Below are 18,960 nucleotides of genomic sequence, written 5' to 3'. Positions count from 1 at the left end.
CGCACGCCCGTGCGGGGCGGCTCCGGACGCCGACGGGGTCAGAAGGAGGCGGACTCCCGGTAGGTGCCCCACTCCTCGCGCAGCGCGTTGCAGATCTCGCCCAGGGTGGCCTCGGCCCGCACCGCGTCCAGCATCGGCGGGATCATCGACGCGCCCGAGCGCGCCGCCGCCAGCATCGCGTCCAGCCCGGCCCGTACCGCCGCGTCGTCCCGGCCCGCCTTGCGCTCGGCCAGCACCCGCACCTGCTCGCGCTCCACCTCGTGGCTGACCCGCAGGATCTCCAGCTCGGGGGTGACGCTGCGCGGATGGCAGTTGACGCCGACCACCCGCTTCTCGCCCTTCTCCACCCCCTGCTGGTACTGGAAGGCCGCCTCGGCGATCTCCCCGGTGAACCAGCCCTCCTCGATCCCGCGCAGGATGCCGGAGGTGATCGGCCCGATCCCGTGGTCCTCGCGGCCCTTGTCGAGGATCCGCTGGAAGATCGCCTCGGCCTGCTCCTCGATCCGGTCGGTGAGCGCCTCGACGTACCAGGAACCGCCCAGCGGGTCGGCCACGTTGGCGACGCCGGTCTCCTCCATCAGCACCTGCTGGGTGCGCAGGGCGATCTCGGCGGCCTGCTCGGAGGGCAGCGCCAGGGTCTCGTCCAGGGCGTTGGTGTGCAGCGAGTTGGTGCCGCCGAGCACGGCCGACAGCGCCTCCACGGCGGTGCGGACCACGTTGTTGTACGGCTGCTGCGCGGTGAGCGAGACACCGGCGGTCTGGGTGTGGAAGCGCAGCCACTGCGCCTTGTCCGTCTTCGCGCCGAAGCGGTCGCGCATCCAGCGGGCCCAGATCCGGCGGGCCGCGCGGAACTTGGCGATCTCCTCGAAGAAGTCCAGGTGCGCGTCGAAGAAGAAGGAGAGGCCGGGGGCGAAGACGTCGACGTCCAGGCCGCGGGAGAGGCCCAGCTCGACGTAGGCGAAGCCGTCCGCCAGGGTGTACGCCAGCTCCTGCGCGGCCGTGGCCCCGGCCTCGCGGATGTGGTAGCCGGAGACGGAGAGCGGCTTGTACGCCGGGATGCCCCGGGCGCAGTACGCCATCAGGTCGCCGATCAGGCGCAGGTGCGGCTCGGGGGCGAAGAGCCACTCCTTCTGGGCGATGTACTCCTTGAAGATGTCGGTCTGCAGGGTGCCGTTGAGCACCGCCGGGTCGACCCCCTGGCGCTCGGCGGCGACCAGGTACATGCAGAAGATCGGCACGGCCGGGCCGCTGATCGTCATCGAGGTGGTGACCTCGCCCAGCGGGATGCCCTGGAACAGCATCTCCATGTCGGCGGCCGAGTCGATGGCCACGCCGCAGTGGCCGACCTCGCCGAGCGACTTGGCGTCGTCCGAGTCGTAGCCCATCAGGGTGGGCATGTCGAAGGCGACCGAGAGGCCACCGCCGCCCGCCTCCAGGATCATCCGGTAGCGCTCGTTGGTCTGCCGGGCGTTGCCGAAGCCGGCGAACTGGCGGATGGTCCACGTCCGCCCGCGGTAGCCGGTGGGGTGCAGGCCCCGGGTGTACGGGTACTCACCCGGCCAGCCGATCCGCTCGAAGCCCTCGTAGGCCTGCCCGGCGGGCGGGCCGTAGACCGGCTCGACCTCGTCACCGGAGAGGGTGGTGAAGTCCGCGTCCCGCTTGCGGGCACTGTCGTACCGCTGCTGCCAGCGCTGCCGGCCGCGCTCGATCTCCTCGGCGTCCATGGACCCGAACTCCGCTCCGTACGGCCGCCACGGTACCGGGGCGGCACAACTATGAGGACGTCCTACCAATTTACTCGGACGTCCTAGTACTTGTCGATGGCGACGGGTCGGAGGATGCCCACGCCACGCCCCGGACATGCGCGAGGGCGCCTCCCCATGATCGGGAGAGGCGCCCTCGGGAACGCGTACGGTCAGACGCCGGCCGGCTGGCGGGCCTCACCGGCGGGCAGCCGCTCGACGGCGTCGCGCACCACGCGGCGCTCGGCGACGAAGGAGGCGAACGGAATGCAGCCGGCCGCCAGGGTGAAGATCATCCGACCCAGCGGCCACTTGAGCTTCTGGCCGAGCAGGAAGGTGACCACGAAGTACCCGATGTAGAGGTAGCCGTGCAGCATCGCCACATAGGTGGTGACGGACTCGGCCGTGTCGAAGCCGTACTTCGCGACCATGAAGCCGCAGAACACCAGCAGCGCAACACCGGTCGCAATGGCCAGGGCCCGGTACCAGCCCAGCAGGGGGGTCGCCTTCATACTTCTCATCGCCTCACTCGGCAGGATCGGCCGGTACGCCCCGATCCGCGCACCGCTCCAACGAGGGTAGCCGCCCTCACGGGTACCGCCGCGCAGCCCCCGGGCGCCTTCCACCGCTCCTACCGCGCCGCCTCCGCGTCCGGCCCGGTGAAGTCGCCCGCGGCCACCCGCAGCGGGCGGAGCAGTTCGAACACCTGGCGGCACTGGTCGGCGCCGTACTCCTCCAGGCCGAACTCCATCGCCATCAGCTCCCGGGTGGCCTCCTCGACCACCTCACGGCCGCGGTCGGTGATGGCGGCGAGCACGCCGCGACCGTCCAGCGGGTTGGGCCGGCGGGCGACCAGGCCGGCCCGCTCCAGCCGGTCGACGGTGTTGGTGACGCTGGTCGGGTGGACCATCAGCCGCTCGCCGATCTTGGAGAGCGAGAGCTCGCCGGTCCGGCTGAAGGTGAGCAGCACCAGCGCCTCGTAGCGGGCGAAGGTCAGCCCGTACGGCTTGAGCACCGCGTCCACCCGGGAGAGCAGGATCTGGTGCGCCCGCATGATCGAGGTGATCGCCGCCATCGAGGGGACTCCGCCCCAGCGGCGGGTCCACAGCTCGTCGGCGCGGGCGATCGGGTCGAAGTCGAGTGCGAGGGGCTTGGCCACGTCCTTACCGTACCGGCGGGCGGGACGGGTGGTACCAGGCGTCCTGATGGTGGACAAGTGTGACGCGTGGCGGGATCACGCCAGCCGGGGCCACAGGTACATACCAGGACATTGCGGGAGCGTGAACCCCCGCCAATCCGCCCGCACCGGCCGCCGGCCGGCCGCCGATCGGGCGCGCGGCCCGGTATCAGGCCTCGGTTCGGGCGGTAACCCACCGAACGGCCGGGTGTTTTGACCGTTTCGCCCCGCTGTTGGCGATCCGCCGGACTGGCGGGACCTGGCCAATCGATGATCGAGACCTGTCATTTCACTTGTTGGATTGTCATGCTTTCGCCCAGCCCCGTCCGGCGGGCACCGCCCCACTCACCGGTGCCCGCCGCTCGACCGCACGGAGCAGCACGTCAGCGCCCGTTCCGCCCCTCAGGTGCCAACCCCGGCACCCCGGGACGAGGCGCGCCCGCACCCGCGGTATCTCCGGAAGGACCTGTACGTGAAGCGAAAGCTCGCAGTCGGCGCCGTACTCTCCGCCGCCGCCCTCCTCACCGGTGTCATCCAGGTCGGCACCGGCATCGCCCAGGCCAGTCCGACGCCCACCGCGCAGGCCCGGGCCGCGCAGCAGCACGCCGCCGCGATCGCGCTGGCCGGCGGCCAGGCCGGACCGCTGGCGAAGGCGCTCGCCCTGGGCGGCCAGGAGCAACTGGTCGCCAAGGACGCGGTGGTGGACCCGGACGGCACCCGGCACCTCCGCTTCGAGCGCACCTTCGCCGGCCTGCCCGTCCTCGGCGGCGACCTGGTGGTGCACCAGGGCACCGACGGCGCGCTGAAGTCGGTGGACAAGGCCGTCACCGCGCGGATCAGCGTGCCCAGCCTCACCCCGAAGCTCTCCGCCGACAAGGCCGCCGCCCAGGCCGCCGGCGCGGTGCAGGCCACCGTCGGCATCGCCGCCGACAAGGACGACTCGCCGCTCACGGAGGTGCACCGGACCGGCGCCGCCAGGCTGGTCGTCTGGGCCGCCGACGGCAACCCGCGACTGGCCTACCAGACCGTGGTCGAGGGCCTGCACGCCGACGGCACCCCGAGCAGCCGGCAACTGGTCACCGACGCCGCCACCGGCGAGGTGCTCTCCACCCACGAGCAGGTGCAGACCGCCGGCGGCACCGGCACCGGCGTCTTCGTCGGCAACGTCCCGCTGACCACCACCCAGAGCGGCTCGGCGTACCAGCTGAAGGACGCCTCCCGCGGCGGCCAGTCCACCAGCGACCTCAAGGGCCGCACCTCCGGCTCCGGCACCCTGTACACCGACGCCGACAACGTCTGGGGCGACGGCACCGTCGCCAACGGCCAGTCGGCCGCGGTGGACGCCCAGTTCGGCGCGGCGGCCACCTGGGATTACTACAAGAACACCTTCGGCCGCAACGGCATCAAGAACAACGGCGTCGGCGCCACCAGCCGGGTCCACTACGGCAAGAACTACGTCAACGCGTTCTGGAGCGACAGCTGCTTCTGCATGACGTACGGGGACGGCGCGGGCAACACCCACCCGCTGACCGCGCTGGACGTGGCCGGCCACGAGATGACCCACGGCGTCACCTCGGCCACCGCGGGCCTCAACTACTCGGGCGAGTCCGGCGGCCTCAACGAGGCCACCTCGGACATCTTCGGCACCATGGTCGAGTGGTACGCCGACCTGCCCTCCGACAAGCCGGACTACCTGATCGGCGAGAAGATCGACCTCAACGGCAACGGCACCCCGCTGCGCTACATGGACAAGCCCTCCAAGGACGGCGGCTCGGCCGACTCCTGGTCCTCCGGCGTGGGCAGCCTGGACGTCCACTACTCCTCGGGCGTGGCCAACCACTTCTTCTACCTGCTGGCCGAGGGCAGCGGCGCCAAGACCATCAACGGCGTCAGCTACAACAGCCCGACCTCCAACGGCTCCACGGTCACCGGCATCGGCCGGGACAAGGCGGCCGCGGTCTGGTACCGCGCGCTGACCGTCTACTTCACCTCCACCACCAACTACAAGGCCGCCCGCACCGGCACCCTGAGCGCGGCGGCGGACCTCTACGGCGCGGGCAGCGCCGAGTACAACGCGGTGGCGGCCGCGTGGAGCGGCGTCAACGTCAACTGACGCCCGGGCGAACGGCGCCCGGGGCCCACGAGGCCCCGGGCGTCTCGGCGCCGGCGCGGTGGCGGCGGCCCCCGAGGGGAACGGGCGCGGTAGCAGCGGGTGCCCGGACCGGCAAGGGTGGCCGCTGGCGGGATCCCGCCAGCCCGACGAAACGCCTGATAACGGGGCATTCACCCCTGACGAACCATCCGCACCGCCCGCTGGCGAGACCTGGCCAATCGCCGGAGGCGCCCTGTCCTTTCACCCCCTGCATTGTCATGCTTCTGCCCAAGCCCCGTTGGGCGGCCGTCGCCCCCACCCATCCCATCGACCGGCCGTCAAGAACCGCACGGGAGCAGCACGTCAGCGCCCTACCGCCCCACGGCGCCAACCCCGGCGCCCCGGTATGCGGCGTGACCGCGCACACGCGGTTTCGTGGAAGGGACCCCGTACGTGAAGCGAAAGCTGACAGCCGGAGCCGTACTCTCCGCCACCGCCCTGCTGGCCGGCGCCATCCAGGTCGCCGCCGCTCCCGCCCAGGCCGCCACCCCCTCGGTGGCGCAGCAGCGCGACGCGCTGATCGCCCTGGCGGGCGGGCAGACCGGCCCGGTGGCCAAGGCGCTCGCGCTCGGCGGCCAGGAGCAACTGGTCGTCAAGGACGCCGTGGTGGACGCCAACGGCACCCGCCACCTGCGCTACGAGCGGACCCTGGGCGGCCTCCAGGTGATCGGCGGCGACCTGGTGGTGCACCAGCAGGCCAACGGCTCGATAGCCTCGGTGGACCGGGCGTTCGACGGGCAGCTGTCGCTGCCGAGCCTGACCCCGAAGCTCTCCGCCGCCACGGCCGCCACCCAGGCGACCGGCGCGGTGCGGGCCACCGTCGGCATCGCGGCCGACAAGGAGGACGCGGCGATCAGCCGGGTCGACGGCGCCGGCGCGGCCACCCTGGTGGTCTGGGCCGCCGACGGCAGCCCGCGGCTCGCCTACCAGACCGTGGTCGAGGGCCGGCGGGCCGACGGCACGCCGAGCCGCCAGCGGCTGATCACCGACGCGGCCACCGGCGCGGTGCTCGCCGCGCACGAGGAGATCCAGACCGCGACCGGGACCGGCAAGGGCGTCAACGTCGGCTCCGTCACGCTGACCACCACCCAGAGCGGCTCGACGTACCAGCTGAAGGACGCCTCCCGCGGCAACCAGTGGACCGGCAACGCCGCCAACGGGAACGCGCTCTACACCAGCACCACCAACGCCTGGGGCACCGGCCTGCCCTCCAACACGCAGTCCGCCGCGGTGGACGCCCAGTTCGGCGCGGGTGCCACCTGGGACTACTACAAGAACACCTTCGGCCGCAACGGCATCAAGAACAACGGCGTCGGCGCGAGCAGCCGGGTGCACTACGGCAGCAACTACGTCAACGCCTTCTGGGACGACTCCTGCTTCTGCATGACGTACGGGGACGGCTCCGGCAACACCCACCCGCTGACCGCGATCGACGTGTCCGGCCACGAGATGACCCACGGCGTCACCTCGGCCACCGCCGGGCTGATCTACTCCGGCGAGTCCGGCGGCCTCAACGAGGCCACCTCGGACATCCTCGGCACCATGGTCGAGTGGTACGCCAACCTGCCGGTGGACGTGCCGGACTACCTGATCGGCGAGAAGCTCAACATCAACGGCAACGGCACCCCGCTGCGCTACATGGACAAGCCCTCCAAGGACGGCGCGTCCAAGGACTCCTGGTACTCCGGGGTCGGCAACGTGGACGTCCACTACTCCTCGGGCGTGGCCAACCACTTCTTCTACCTGCTGGCCGAGGGCAGCGGCGCCAAGACCATCAACGGCGTCAGCTACAACAGCCCGACCTCCAACGGCTCGACCGTCACCGGCATCGGCCGGGACAAGGCCGCCGCGGTCTGGTACCGCGCGCTGACCGTCTACTTCACCTCCACCACCAACTACAAGGCCGCCCGCACCGGCACCCTGAGCGCGGCGGCGGACCTCTACGGCCTCGGCAGCCCCCAGTACAACGCGGTGGCCGCGGCCTGGAGCGCGGTGAACGTCAACTAGCACCTCACCAGCCACCTCCGGAAACGGCGACAGGCTGCCGCGGCCCACTGGGAGAGGGGGCCTCGGCAGCCTGTCGGCCGTTACCGGTCCGCGCGCGGCGGGCGGCGGGCGGCGGGCGGCGGGCGGTCAGCGGGTCACGCGGCGGCGGGCTCGCGCTCGGCGGCGGCCGGGTGCTCGCCGCGCTCCTCCTTGGCGAGCATCCGCTCGGCGAAGAAGCCGCCGGTGGGCAGCACCGAGAGGACGAAGAGCAGGACACCGCGCTTGAGGTCCCACTTCTGCGCCTGCCAGGCCATGATCCAGAAGACCGCGTACAGGATGAACAGGATCCCGTGGATCATGCCCATCACCGGGACACCGTCGAAGCTGGTGGTGCGCTTGAGCACCGAGCAGACCAGCAGCAGGATGAAGGAGACCCCTTCGGGGCCGGAGACCAGGCGCAGTCGGTGGACGGCGGCGTTGCTCTTCACGTTCGGTTCCTCACCGGGGCGGGGGCGGCGGAGTGCGCGGTTCGGGAGCCGGGCATGCGCACAGTGCTTGTGAACGGGCTCACAAGCCGTCACCCATTATCACCGACCCACCCGCCTGGACGACCCCGGGGGCCGGACACGTGCCCGATGTCACAGGACCGTCCGGATCGCCGCCGGCCGGGACCGCGCGCGCGTCCGCCGCCCGCCCCGGCCTGAGCTGCGAATTTGTCCCAGACCCGTACCAGAACCTCCCCGCCCCTCCCCCGAGGGCGCCCGGTCCCGCTAGATTGCGGCCGTGGCACAGTTTCGACTCCAGGGGTCCAAGGTGCTCGCCGTCGACATGACGGGCGACGCCGTGAAAGCCAGAAATGGCTCGATGGTCGCGTACAGCGGCCAGATGAACTTCAAAAAGCTCACCGGCGGCGGCGACGGCCTGCGCGGCATGGTGACCCGACGGCTGACCGGCGAGCAGATGACGGTCATGGAGGTGAAGGGGAAGGGCACCTGCTACTTCGCCGACAAGGCCACCGAGATCAACCTGGTCCGGCTGAACGGCGAGACGCTCTACGTCGAGTCGGACAACCTGCTCTGCACCGAGGCCACGCTGAAGACCGGCACCAGCTTCACCGGTCTCAACGGCATGTCCTCGGGCAACGGCCTGTTCACCACCAAGGTCGAGGGCCACGGCTGGGCCGCCGTCACCTCCAAGGGGCCGGCGGTCATCCTGCGGGTCTCCCAGGGCATGCCGCTGCGGGTGGACCCGGGGGCGTACGTGGCGCACACCGGCAGCCTGCACCGGAGCCTGAAGTCGGGCGCCGGCTGGAGCACCTTCATCGGCGAGGGCGGTGGCGAGGCCGTCCAGGTGGAGTTCACCGGCGAGGGCCTGGTGTACGTGCAGCCGTCGGAGAAGGCCACCATCGGGGGTGACGTCTGATGCCGTTCACGAAGGTCAACAACAAGATGGTCGAGGCCCGGGTCGTCCCCGGGCAGCGGCTGTTCAGCCAGCGCGGCGCGATGCTCGCGTACACCGGCGAGGTCCGCTTCACCCCGAACATCACCGGCGGGCAGGGCGGGGTGATGTCGATGATCGGCCGCCGGGTGGCCAACGAGGACACCCCGTTGATGACGGTCGAGGGCCAGGGCACCGTGATGTTCGGCCACGGCGGCCACCATGTGCACGTGATCGAGCTGGCCGGCGACACCCTCTTCGTGGAGGCGGACCGGCTGCTGGCCTTCGACGGCTCGCTGCAGCAGTCCACCATGTTCATGGGCTCGCAGGGCGGCGTGATGGGGATGGTCCGCGGCCAGGTCACCGGCCAGGGCCTGTTCACCACCAAGCTGGACGGCCACGGCTCGGTGGCGGTGATGGCCCACGGCGGTGTGTTCGAGCTGCCGATCACCCCGAACCAGCCGGTGCACGTCGACCCCCAGGCCTATGTCGCGCACCGCGGCCAGGTCCAGAACAAGCTGTCCACCGCGCTGGGTTGGCGCGACATGATCGGGCGCGGCTCCGGCGAGGCGTTCCAGCTGGAGCTGTCCGGGAACGGCACGGTGTTCGTGCAGGCGAGCGAGGAGAAGCTCTGATGTCCTACCCGCCGCCGCCCCCGTACGGCCAGCCGAACAGCCCGTACGGCCAGCAGCCGCCGTACAACCAGCCCACCCAGCCCGGCTATCCGGCGCCCCCGCCGCCCGGCTACGGCCCGCCGCCGGGGCCCGGGTACCCGCCCCCGCCGCCGCAGGGCCACCCGCAGCAGGGCGGCTACCCGCCGCCCCCGCCGCAGGGCTACCCCGCCCAGCCGCAGCAGCAGTACGCCCAGGAGCAGTTCGGCGGCGCCCAGGCCCCGCTGCCGACGGCGCAGAGCGGCTCCGGCCCGGTGGTGTACGACGCGCACAGCCTGCCGGTCAACGACAACGTCAACCCGTACGCCTTCTCGGTGGACCTGAACGGGGCGTACTTCCTCCAGAAGGGCAAGATGATCGCCTACTACGGCGACATCTCCTTCAAGGGCGTCGGCTCCGGCGTGCTCGACCGGATGATCGGCCAGCACTTCAACTCGCCGATGCACGCGGCGGACTGGGTGGTCGCCGAGGGCCGCGGCAGGCTGCTGCTGGCCGACCGCGCCTTCGACCTCAACTCCTACGACCTGGAGGACGGCAACCTGACCGTCCGCTCGGGGAACCTGCTGGCCTACGAGCCCACGCTGCGGCTCAAGCAGTCGATCATCCCGGGCTTTCTGACCCTGATCGGCACCGGCAAGTTCGTCGCGGCCTCCAACGGCCCGGTGCACTTCGTCGAACCGCCGATCCGGGTGGACCCGCAGGCGCTGGTCGGCTGGGCGGACTGCCCGGCGCCGTGCCACCACTACGACCACGACTACATGCACGGGGTGATCGGCGGGCTCCGCCGCCTCACCGGGCTGGGCGGAGCGTCCGGCGAGGAGCACCAGTTCGAGTTCATCGGCGCCGGCCAGGTGCTGCTGCAGTCCACCGAGATCCTGCTGGCCGAGCGCGCGGTGGGGGACGTGCACGTCGAGGCGGGCGTGCCGATGGGCGGGGTCCCGTCCCAGCCCGGACAGGGCCACGGCGGGGGCGTACCCGGCCTCGGTAACCTGGGCGATCTCGGGCGACGTTTCGGCCTGTAAATTTGTACAAGATTTAACTAAATGGGGTATGCTGTCCCCATGGATGCGCACACGATCGACGCCGCGGACGTCTCCCCCTCGCCACCCGGGGAGGAGACGCCCTGGCTGACGGCCCGGGAGCAGCAACTCTGGCGCGCGCATCTGGAGGTCTCCAGACTGCTGGACTACCAGCTCGGCCGTGAACTCCAGCCGCACAACCTGGCGATCAACGACTACGAGATCCTGGTCGTGCTCTCCGAGGCACCGGAGCGCCGGATGCGGATGACCGACCTGGCGACCGCGACCCTCCAGTCCAAGAGCCGGCTCTCGCACCAGATCACCCGGATGGAGACGGCCGGCCTGGTACTCCGCCAGGAGTGCCCGGGCGACCGCCGCGGCCTCTACGCCCACCTCACCGAGCAGGGCTGGGAGACCATGCAGAAGGTCGCCCCGGACCACGTGCGCAGCGTCCGGGCGCACTTCATCGACCGCTTCACCCCGGAGCAGCTGGACGCGATGTACGAGGCGCTGGCACCCGTCGCCGAGCACCTGCGCGGGCTGCGCGGACGGGCCTGACCATCGGTGAGGGCCCGGCCTCCCCCCGTCGGGGAGGCCGGGCCCTTCGGCGTCCCGGCCCGGAAACCGGCCCCGGCTCAGCTCTGGGTCAGCCCGGCGACCAGTTCGTCGGCGGCGCCGTACGGGTCCAGCCCGCCGGCCACCACCCGCTCGGCCAGGGCGGTCAGGTGACGGTCGCCGCGCAGGTCGCCGATCCGGGCCCGCAGCGCGGCCAGCGCGATCGCCTCGATCTCGTCGGCCGCCCGGCGGCGACGGCGCACGGCCAGCTCGCCGTGCTCCTCCAGCCAGGCCCGGTGCTTCTCCAGCGCCTCGACCACCTCGTCCACACCCTCGCCGCGGGCCGCGACGGTCTTCACGATCGGCGGCCGCCAGTCCCCCGCCTCCCGGGCCTCGCCGAGGCCGAGCATGTGGTTCAGCTCCCGGGCGGTCGCGTCGGCGCCGTCCCGGTCGGCCTTGTTGACCACGAAGACGTCGCCGATCTCCAGGATCCCGGCCTTGGCGGCCTGGATGCCGTCGCCCATGCCGGGGGCGAGCAGCACCACGGTGGTGTCCGCCTGGGCGGCGATCTCCACCTCGGACTGGCCCACGCCGACGGTCTCGACCAGGATCACCTCGCAGCCGGCCCCGTCCAGCACGCGCAGCGCCTGCGGGGCCGTCCAGGAGAGCCCGCCGAGGTGGCCGCGGGTGGCCATCGAACGGATGAACACCTCCGGGTCGGTGGCGTGCTCCTGCATCCGGACCCGGTCGCCGAGCAGCGCGCCGCCGGAGAACGGCGAGGACGGGTCCACGGCCAGCACCCCGACCCGCTTGCCGAGCCGGCGGTAGGCGGAGACCAGGGCGGAGGTCGAGGTCGACTTGCCCACGCCGGGCGAGCCGGTCAGCCCCACCGTGTACGCCTGCCCGGTGTAGGGGGCGAGCGCCGCCATCGCCTCGCGCAGCTGGGGCGCGCCGTTCTCGACCAGCGAGATCAGCCGGGCGACCGCACGCGGACGGCCCTCCCGGGCCTGCTCGACCAGCGTCGCGACATCGATCATCGGGCAGCTCCTCACGGGATCGGGGCCGCGGACCCCCCCTGGCGGTCCGCGGCCCCGAAGGCAGGTCGGACGATCAGGCCTTCGGAACCCTGACGATCAGCGCGTCGCCCTGGCCGCCACCGCCGCACAGCGCGGCCGCGCCGACACCGCCGCCGCGCCGCTGGAGCTCCAGCGCCAGGTGCAGCACCACACGGGCGCCGGACATCCCGATCGGGTGGCCGAGCGCGATCGCGCCGCCGTTGACGTTGACGACGTCCGAGGAGACGCCCAGGTCCTTCATGGACTGGTGGGCGACCGCGGCGAAGGCCTCGTTGATCTCGATCAGGTCGAGGTCGGCGACCTCCAGGCCCTCCTTGGCCAGCGCGTGCCGGATCGCGTTGGACGGCTGCGACTGCAGCGAGTTGTCCGGGCCCGCGACATTGCCGTGCGCGCCGATCTCGGCGATCCAGCTCAGGCCCAGCTCCTCGGCCTTGGCCCGGCTCATCACGACCACGGCGGCGGCCCCGTCCGAGATCTGCGAGGAGGTGCCGGCGGTGATCGTGCCGTCCTTGGCGAAGGCCGGGCGCAGCCGGGCCAGGCCCTCGACCGTGGTGTCGGCGCGGATGCCCTCGTCCTGGCTGAAGACGACCGGCTCGCCCTTGCGCTGCGGGATGGCGACCGGGACGATCTCGGCCTCGAAGACGCCGTTCTGCTGCGCCTTGGCGGCCCGCTGGTGCGAGGCGGCGGCGATCTCGTCCTGGACCTCGCGCGGGATGCCCAGGCGGGTGTTGTGCTTCTCGGTGGACTCGCCCATCGGGATGTTCTCGTAGGCGTCGGTGAGCCCGTCGTACGCCATCGCGTCCAGCAGCTCGATCGCGCCGTACTTGTAGCCCTCGCGGGACTTCGGCAGCAGGTGCGGGGCGTTGGTCATCGACTCCTGGCCGCCGGCCACCACGATGTCGAACTCGCCGGCCCGGATCAGCTGGTCGGCCAGCGCGATGGCGTCCAGGCCGGAGAGGCAGACCTTGTTGACGGTGAGCGCCGGGACGTTCATCGGGATGCCCGCCTTGACGGCGGCCTGACGGGCCGGGATCTGGCCGGCGCCGGCCTGCAGCACCTGGCCCATGATCACGTACTGGACCTGCTCACCCGTGATGCCGGCCCGCTCCAGGGCCGCCTTGATCGCGAAGCCGCCGAGGTCGGCGCCGGAGAAGCCCTTGAGCGAACCGAGCAGGCGACCCATCGGGGTCCGCGCACCGGCAACGATCACAGAGGTGGTGTTGGTCATGGGAAGGGCCCCTTCGCACGTCGTGGCCAGGTGAGGATGCCGCTCAATGTACTGACCTGTTACCCGCCCGTCACCGGAACGACGGTGTGATCGAGCGCACTGGCACTGTCCAGTCAACACCGTGTCAACGCGGTTCGGGTGAACCACGGGCGTGTGAGCAGACTCGCACGCCGAGCACTGGCGCGTTCCAGCGGCATGCGCTGCACTGTTGCCGTCCCGCCGCCCGCCCCGCCGCCCGCTCGGATCGCCCGCTCGGACGGCCGGCCCAGACCCGGAGGTCGCCGTGCTGACCCGTATCGACCACATCGGCATCGCCTGCTTCGACCTCGACCGGACGGTCGAGTTCTACCGCACCACCTACGGCTTCGAGGTGTTCCACAGCGAGGTCAACGAGGAGCAGGGGGTCCGCGAGGCCATGCTCAAGATCAACGACACCGGCGACGGCGGCGCCTCCTACCTCCAGCTGCTGGAGCCCACCCGGCCCGACTCCACCGTCGCCAAGTGGCTGGAGAAGAACGGCGAGGGCGTCCACCACATCGCCTTCGGCACCGCCGACGTCGACGGGGACTCCGAGGCGATCCGCGCCAAGGGCGTCCGGGTCCTCTACGAGCAGCCCCGAACCGGCTCGATGGGGTCCCGGATCACCTTCCTGCACCCCAAGGACTGCGGCGGCGTCCTGACCGAACTGGTCACCTCCGCCGGGGGCGACGGGCAGCAGGCGCACTGAGCGTCCGGCGGGTGCCGTCCGGCGACGGCACCCGCTTCCCGCCGCCCGTTCGCTCAAAACCCGTCAGTAATCTCACCCCGCACCCGGAAAACCCCCACGCGCCCATTCCCCCACTGGGCGCTCCCACTACAATGCCCGAGTGCGCGAAGACTCCGGGGGACGGGGACGACGAGCACGGCCGATGACAGGCCGTCCGCCCCCGGGGTGGCCGGCCCGTCGCAGGGGAGTCCATTACGCGGGCACGGCTGAACAGTCTCAGTTCGGATCTGTCACCATATTCTCCACAAGGCAAGAGTTCGCCCAGGAGTCCACTCGGACGGGGGAACGCGGAACCACCGCGCTTCCACGGCCAGGGCTCCGACGACCGTGGCGGACGCCCCCGACCAGAGGGGGCCGTCCACCGGCTGCGGATGCAAGGACCAGTCGGACCGGGCCCCGGACAAGCGGGAACCCGAACCGGCCGGGTCGAGGACGCGACCAGGAGATGGATGGGACCGCGGAGTGCGGGGCTACGACCGCTACGAGGTTGACGATCACCTCTCCCAGTTCGAGGCCGAGATGGATCGGACTCGCAAGGAGCGGGACAAGTCAGTCGAGCATGCCGAGGACCTCGCCTACCAGGTGGAGGTGCTCCGGGCCAAGCTGCACGAGTCCCGTCGCATGCTCGCCCAGCCGCGCGCCTTCGACGCCGTTTCCGGCCAGGCCGAGCAGATGCTCCGCACCGCCGAGATGCAGGCCCAGCAGCTGCGCGCCGACGCCGAACGGCAGCTGCGCGACTCCCAGGCGGCCACCCAGCGGCTGATGGCCGAGGCCGCCGAGCGCACCGCCCGGCTGGAGGCCGAGCTCACCGCCCGCCGCCGCCAGCTCGAGGAGGAGCTCGCCGAGCTGCGCCGCAGCGCCGAGCAGCACGTCAACGAGAACGTCAACTGGGCCGAGCAGACCCGGGCCGGCACCGAGCAGGAGGCCCAGCGCCTGCTCCAGGAGGCCCGCGCCGAGTCCGAGCGGATGATGGCCGCCGCCCGGGCCGAGGCCACCGCCCTCGCCGACCAGGCCCGCGCCCAGACCGCCGCCGACGTGGACGCCGCCCGCGGCGAGGCCCAGGCCGCCGCCGAGGCCGCCCTCCAGCGGGCCCAGAGCGACGCCCAGCGACTGCTGCGCGCCGCCTCCGAGCAGGCCCAGCAGGCCAGCGCCCAGGCCGCCGCGGACGTCAACGCCGCGCGCGGCGAGGCCCAGCAGCAGCTGGCCGGCGCCCACGCCGCCGCCGGACAGCAGCTCGCCTCCGCCCAGGCCGAGATCGGCCGGCTCAAGGAGCAGGCCGCCGCCGAGCAGGCCCGCGCCGAGCAGGAGCTCGCCCACGCCCAGGCCGAGATAGAACGGCTGCGCGCCGAAGCGATCGCCGAGGCCGAACGCACCCGCCGGGAGGCCGCCGAACTGCGGGCCCAGGCCGAGGTCGCCGCCGAACAGCTCCAGGCCGACGCCGAGGCCGCCGCCGAGCGCAAGGTCGCCGACGGCGAGGCCGCCAACGAGCAGCGCTCGCAGACCGCCCGGGCCGAGGTCGCCCGGATGGTCGCCGTCGCCACCAAGGAAGCCGAGGCCATCAAGGCCGAGGCCGCCACCAAGAAGGCCGAGGCGGAGGCCGCCAAGGCCGCCGCCGCCGAGGAGAGCGAGCGGCTGCGCGCCACCGCCGAGTCGGTGGCCGGCCAGCTGCGGGCCGAGGCCGAGGCCGCCATCGCCGAGCTGCGCGCCACCGCCGAGCGCGATGTCGCGGAGCTGCGGGCCCAGGCCGAGGCCGCCGCCGCACAGCTGCGCGCCGAGGCCGAGGAGGAGGGCCGGGCGGCCGGCGCCAAGGACGCCACCGTCCACCTCGCCAAGGCCGCCAAGACGGCCGAGGAGGTGCTCGCCCGGGCCGACCAGGACGCCGGCACCGCCCGGAGCGAGGCGGCCACCGAGGCCGAGCGGATCCGGACCGAGGCCGCCGCCGAGGCCGAGCGGCTGCGCGAGCAGGCGCAGGCCGCCGTCGAGCAGGCCCAGAACGCCGCGCTGGACGACGCCGCCGGCATCCGCGAGCGGGTGCAGCAGATGCAGGACGAGGCCGCCCGGCTGCGCGCCGAGGCCGAGGAGCTGCGCTCCCAGGCGGCCGCCGAGGCCGACCGGGTGCGCGGCGAGGCCCGCCGCCAGGCCGTCGTGCAGATCGAGGAGTCGGCGAAGAGCGCCGAGGAGCTGCTCACCAGGGCCAAGGCCGACGCGGACGAGCTGCGGGCCGGTGCGGCCGGTGAGATCGAGCGGCTGCGCGCCCAGGCCAAGGAGCAGGCCGCCGAGACCCAGAGCCGCGCCGAGCAGACCCTCACCCGGGCCCGGGCCGAGGCCGAGAAGATCACCGCCACCGCCGAGCAGCAGGGCCAGGACGCGCTGGCCGCCGCCAAGGCAGCGGCCGCCGAGAACCGGACCGCCGCCGAGCGCGAGACCGCCGAACTGCGCCGCGAGGCAACCGAGTTCGACCATCGGGTGCGCGCCGAGGCGAACGCCTCGGCCGAGGCCGTCCGGGCCGACGCGCAGGCCGAGGCCGCAGCCGTCCTGGACGCCGCGGTGGCCGACTCCGAGCGGCTGCGCACCGAGACCGACGCCGAGCTGGCCCGCTCCCGTGGCGAGGCCGAGGCGGCCGCCGACGCGCTGCGCGAGGAGAGCCGGCGCGAGCGCGAGGAGGCCTCCGGCGGGCTGCTCCGCGAGCGCGAGGAGACCGCCGAGCACCTGGCCGCCGCCAAGGCCGCACGCGAGCAGGCCGAGCAGGCCGCCGCCGAGCTCACCGAACGGACGGCCGCGGAGACCGCCGCGCAGCGCGAGGCCGCCGAAACCCACGCCACCCGCGTCCGCACCGAAGCCGAACAGGCCGCCACCGAACTCACCGAGCACACCGCCGCAGAGACCACCCGCCTCCGGGCCGAGGCCGAGCAGGCCGCAGCCGAACTCACCGAGCGCACCGCCGCGGAAACCGCCGCGCAGCGCGAGGCCGCCGAAACCCACGCCACCCGCGTCCGCACCGAAGCCGAACAGGCCGCCACCGAACTCACCGAGCAGACCGCCGCGGAGACCACCCGCCTCCGGGCCGAGGCCGAACAGGCCCTGGAGGCCGCCAAGGCCGCCGCCGAGCGGCGGCGGACCGAGGCCGCGGCCGCGGCGAAGGCGGTGCGCGAGAAGGCCGAGGCCGAGCTGGCCCTGGCCGCCGAGCAGGCCTCGACCGTCCGCGCCGAGGCCGGGCGGGAGCTGTCCGAGGCCCGCGCCACCGCCCAGAACATCCGCACCGAGGCGGCGGGGGTGCTGGAGCAGGCCCGCGTCGACGGCGAGGAGCTCGTCGCCGCCGCCAAGGCCGAGGGCGCCGAGCTGGTCGCCGTCGCCGAGGACGAGGCCGCCGAGGTCCGCCAGTCGGTGGCCGGTATGTACGAGGCCGCCTCGCAGCAGATCGCCGAGCAGCGGGCCACCGCCGAGCGGGAGGCCACCGAGGTCCGCGACCGGGCCGAGCAGGACGCCGCCGAGCTGCGCGACACCGCCGACCGCGAGACCACCGAACTGCGGGCACTGGCGGAGCGGGAGACCACCGAACTCCGCGAGCGGACCGACCGCGCCGTCGCCGAGCTGCACGAGGCCGCCGACCAGGAGACCGCCGAGCAGCGGGCCCTGGCCGACCGCGAGACCGCCGAGCAGCGCGCCCTCGCCGAGCGGGAGACCACCGATCTGCGGGCCAGGACCGCCGCCGAGGTGGCCGCGCTGCGCGAGCAGACCGCGCTGGAGCTGGCCGCCGAACGCGAGGCGGTCGAGTCCGAACTGGCCCACCAGCGCGTCGAGGCCCAGGCCTACGACGAACAGCTGCGCGCCGACGCCGAGGCCGAGTTGCGCGCCGCCCAGGAGGCCGCCGACCAGCAGCGCGCCGAGTCCGAGGCGCTGGCCGCCCGGACGGTGGCCGCCGCCGAGGAGCGGGCCGCCGCCACGATCGCCGAGGCGGAGGAGTTCGCCGCCTCGCTACGGGCGGAGGCCGAGGAGTACGCGCTGGCCACCCGGACCCTCGCGGACGACTACGACACCGCCACCCACGCCCGGGCCGACGCCTACGACGCCGACACCCGCGAGGCCGCCGAGCAGTTCGACCGGGCCACCCGGGACCAGGCCAACTCCGTTCTGGAGAAGGCCTTCGCGGACGCCGAGGCACTCGGCGAGGACGCCCAGACCACCGCACTGGCCACCACCGCCGCCGCCGAGGAGCAGGCGGACGCGATGGTCGCTGCCGCTCGCAAGGAGGCCGACCGGCTGGTCGCCGCCGGCGAGGCGGCCGGCCAGAACGAGGTCGAGAAGGGCCGGGCGGACGCCGACGCGCTGCTCTCCGAGGCCCGCCGGGACGCCACCGCGATCCGCGAGCGCGCCGAGGAGCTGCGCGAGCGCACCGACGCCGAGGTCGAGGCGCTGCACGAGCGCGCCCGCAAGGAGAACGCGCAGGCGATGAAGTCGGCCGGCGAGCGGGTGGACGCCCTGGTGACGGCCGCTCAGGAGCAGCTGACCGAGGCCGAGGAGCAGGCGGTGGCCACCGTCGCCGAGGCCGAGGACCGGGCGGCGGCGCTGGTCGCGGCCGCCGAGGAGCGCGCCAACGAGCTGACCTCGCAGGCGTCCGCCGAGGCCAGCAAGGTCCGGATCTCGGCCGTCCGCAAGGCGGAGGGCCTGCTGAAGGAGGCCGAGACCAAGCTCGCCGACTCCACCAGCCGCGCCGAGGCCCTGATCGTCAAGGCCGAGGCCAAGCTGAAGTCCGCCCAGGACGACGCGGAGGAGCGGGTCGAAGCCGCCTCGACCGAGGCGGAGAAGCGGCTGCGGGCCGCCGACGAGACCGCGGACGAGCAGATCGAGCTGGCGAAGGCGGAGGCCGAGCGGCTCCTCACCGAGGCCCGGGCCGAGGCGAAGCGGGTCACCGGCGAGGGCCGGCGCGAGCTGGACGAACTGGTGCGGCGCCGCAAGGACATCAACACCGAGATCTCCAGGGTGCAGGACGTGCTGTCCGCGCTGGAGGCGTTCGAGGCGCCGTCACCGGTCGCACAGACCAACGGGGGAAGCAGCAACAAGAAGGACGGGGGTGCCAAGGCCGGTGCCGGAGTGGGCGCCCCCCGGTCGGGTGGCAATCGCTCCGGTGGCGCACCACCCGATTGAGCGGAC

Annotated in this window: 14 protein-coding genes; 8 read left to right on the top strand and 6 right to left on the bottom strand. The window is 73.0% G+C overall.

Annotated features, from left to right (window positions below; translation table 11 throughout):
* Positions 1–38: 38 nt before the first annotated feature.
* The 3 genes from AB0P06_RS03870 to AB0P06_RS03860 all read right to left on the bottom strand — a co-directional run bounded on the left by AB0P06_RS03870 (position 39) and on the right by AB0P06_RS03860 (position 2,901).
* Positions 39–1,724, bottom strand: a complete 1,686-nt coding sequence (locus tag AB0P06_RS03870; RefSeq protein WP_363604856.1) for a methylmalonyl-CoA mutase family protein — start codon at positions 1,722–1,724, stop codon at positions 39–41.
* A gap of 191 nt (positions 1,725–1,915) precedes the next feature.
* Entirely contained in the window at positions 1,916–2,254 is a 339-nt protein-coding gene (locus tag AB0P06_RS03865) for a DUF3817 domain-containing protein (RefSeq protein WP_363604855.1), read from the bottom strand.
* Positions 2,255–2,373: 119 nt separating this feature from the next.
* On the bottom strand, positions 2,374–2,901 hold the full coding sequence (locus AB0P06_RS03860; RefSeq protein WP_363604854.1) for a MarR family transcriptional regulator: 528 nt from the start codon (positions 2,899–2,901) through the stop codon (positions 2,374–2,376).
* A 490-nt stretch (positions 2,902–3,391) separates the two neighbouring features.
* On the opposite strand from AB0P06_RS03860, the gene AB0P06_RS03855 reads away from it, so the two are divergent.
* Positions 3,392–5,032, top strand: coding sequence for a M4 family metallopeptidase (locus tag AB0P06_RS03855; protein ID WP_363604853.1), 1,641 nt, complete (start codon positions 3,392–3,394; stop codon positions 5,030–5,032).
* A gap of 432 nt (positions 5,033–5,464) precedes the next feature.
* A complete protein-coding gene (locus AB0P06_RS03850) occupies positions 5,465–7,078 on the top strand; it encodes a M4 family metallopeptidase (RefSeq protein WP_363604851.1) in 1,614 nt (537 codons plus the stop codon).
* A gap of 134 nt (positions 7,079–7,212) precedes the next feature.
* Here the strand turns inward: AB0P06_RS03850 and AB0P06_RS03845 are convergent, their stop codons facing one another.
* Positions 7,213–7,545, bottom strand: coding sequence for a DUF3817 domain-containing protein (locus tag AB0P06_RS03845; RefSeq protein WP_363604850.1), 333 nt, complete (start codon positions 7,543–7,545; stop codon positions 7,213–7,215).
* Between the two features lie 295 nt (positions 7,546–7,840).
* Between AB0P06_RS03845 and AB0P06_RS03840 the strand changes: the two genes are divergently transcribed.
* The 4 genes from AB0P06_RS03840 (at position 7,841) to AB0P06_RS03825 (ending at position 10,742) form a co-directional block, all read left to right on the top strand.
* Positions 7,841–8,479 carry an AIM24 family protein gene (locus tag AB0P06_RS03840; RefSeq protein ID WP_363604848.1) on the top strand — a complete coding sequence of 213 codons (639 nt, stop codon included), beginning with the start codon at positions 7,841–7,843 and terminating at the stop codon, positions 8,477–8,479.
* A complete protein-coding gene (locus tag AB0P06_RS03835) occupies positions 8,479–9,129 on the top strand; it encodes an AIM24 family protein (RefSeq protein ID WP_363604847.1) in 651 nt (216 codons plus the stop codon). Before AB0P06_RS03840 ends, AB0P06_RS03835 begins: the two co-directional genes overlap by 1 nt.
* 260 nt (positions 9,130–9,389) lie before the next feature.
* Positions 9,390–10,187 carry an AIM24 family protein gene (locus tag AB0P06_RS03830; RefSeq protein ID WP_363604908.1) on the top strand — a complete coding sequence of 266 codons (798 nt, stop codon included), beginning with the start codon at positions 9,390–9,392 and terminating at the stop codon, positions 10,185–10,187.
* Between the two features lie 39 nt (positions 10,188–10,226).
* The gene (locus tag AB0P06_RS03825; protein WP_363604845.1) at positions 10,227–10,742 is read left to right on the top strand and encodes a MarR family transcriptional regulator; all 516 of its coding nucleotides are present in this window, start codon (positions 10,227–10,229) and stop codon (positions 10,740–10,742) included.
* 77 nt (positions 10,743–10,819) lie between these two features.
* On the opposite strand, the gene meaB is transcribed toward AB0P06_RS03825, so the two are convergent.
* Positions 10,820–11,776 carry a methylmalonyl Co-A mutase-associated GTPase MeaB gene (gene meaB / locus AB0P06_RS03820; RefSeq protein ID WP_363604844.1) on the bottom strand — a complete coding sequence of 319 codons (957 nt, stop codon included), beginning with the start codon at positions 11,774–11,776 and terminating at the stop codon, positions 10,820–10,822.
* 73 nt (positions 11,777–11,849) lie between these two features.
* A complete protein-coding gene (locus AB0P06_RS03815) occupies positions 11,850–13,043 on the bottom strand; it encodes an acetyl-CoA C-acetyltransferase (protein WP_363604843.1) in 1,194 nt (397 codons plus the stop codon).
* 283 nt (positions 13,044–13,326) lie between these two features.
* On the opposite strand from AB0P06_RS03815, the gene mce reads away from it, so the two are divergent.
* Both mce and AB0P06_RS03805 read left to right on the top strand, forming a co-directional pair.
* Positions 13,327–13,770, top strand: a complete 444-nt coding sequence (gene mce, locus AB0P06_RS03810; protein ID WP_363604842.1) for a methylmalonyl-CoA epimerase — start codon at positions 13,327–13,329, stop codon at positions 13,768–13,770.
* A 501-nt stretch (positions 13,771–14,271) separates the two neighbouring features.
* Positions 14,272–18,954 (top strand): hypothetical protein, encoded by a 4,683-nt coding sequence (locus AB0P06_RS03805; protein ID WP_363604841.1) that lies wholly within the window; start codon positions 14,272–14,274, stop codon positions 18,952–18,954.
* Positions 18,955–18,960 lie beyond the last annotated feature (6 nt).

This window comes from Kitasatospora sp. NPDC088351 (genome assembly GCF_040685575.1).
Lineage (GTDB): Bacteria > Actinomycetota > Actinomycetes > Streptomycetales > Streptomycetaceae > Kitasatospora.
This window is presented reverse-complemented; position numbering and strand designations above follow the sequence as displayed.

Excerpts from the sequence above, each read along its gene's own strand:
- AB0P06_RS03825 (WP_363604845.1), top strand. The coding sequence starts at position 10,227 with ATGGATGCGCACACGATCGACGCCGCGGACGTCTCCCCCTCGCCACCC.
- AB0P06_RS03815 (WP_363604843.1), bottom strand. The coding sequence starts at position 13,043 with ATGACCAACACCACCTCTGTGATCGTTGCCGGTGCGCGGACCCCGATG.
- meaB (WP_363604844.1), bottom strand. The coding sequence starts at position 11,776 with ATGATCGATGTCGCGACGCTGGTCGAGCAGGCCCGGGAGGGCCGTCCG.
- AB0P06_RS03870 (WP_363604856.1), bottom strand. The coding sequence starts at position 1,724 with ATGGACGCCGAGGAGATCGAGCGCGGCCGGCAGCGCTGGCAGCAGCGG.
- AB0P06_RS03835 (WP_363604847.1), top strand. The coding sequence starts at position 8,479 with ATGCCGTTCACGAAGGTCAACAACAAGATGGTCGAGGCCCGGGTCGTC.
- AB0P06_RS03865 (WP_363604855.1), bottom strand. The coding sequence starts at position 2,254 with ATGAAGGCGACCCCCCTGCTGGGCTGGTACCGGGCCCTGGCCATTGCG.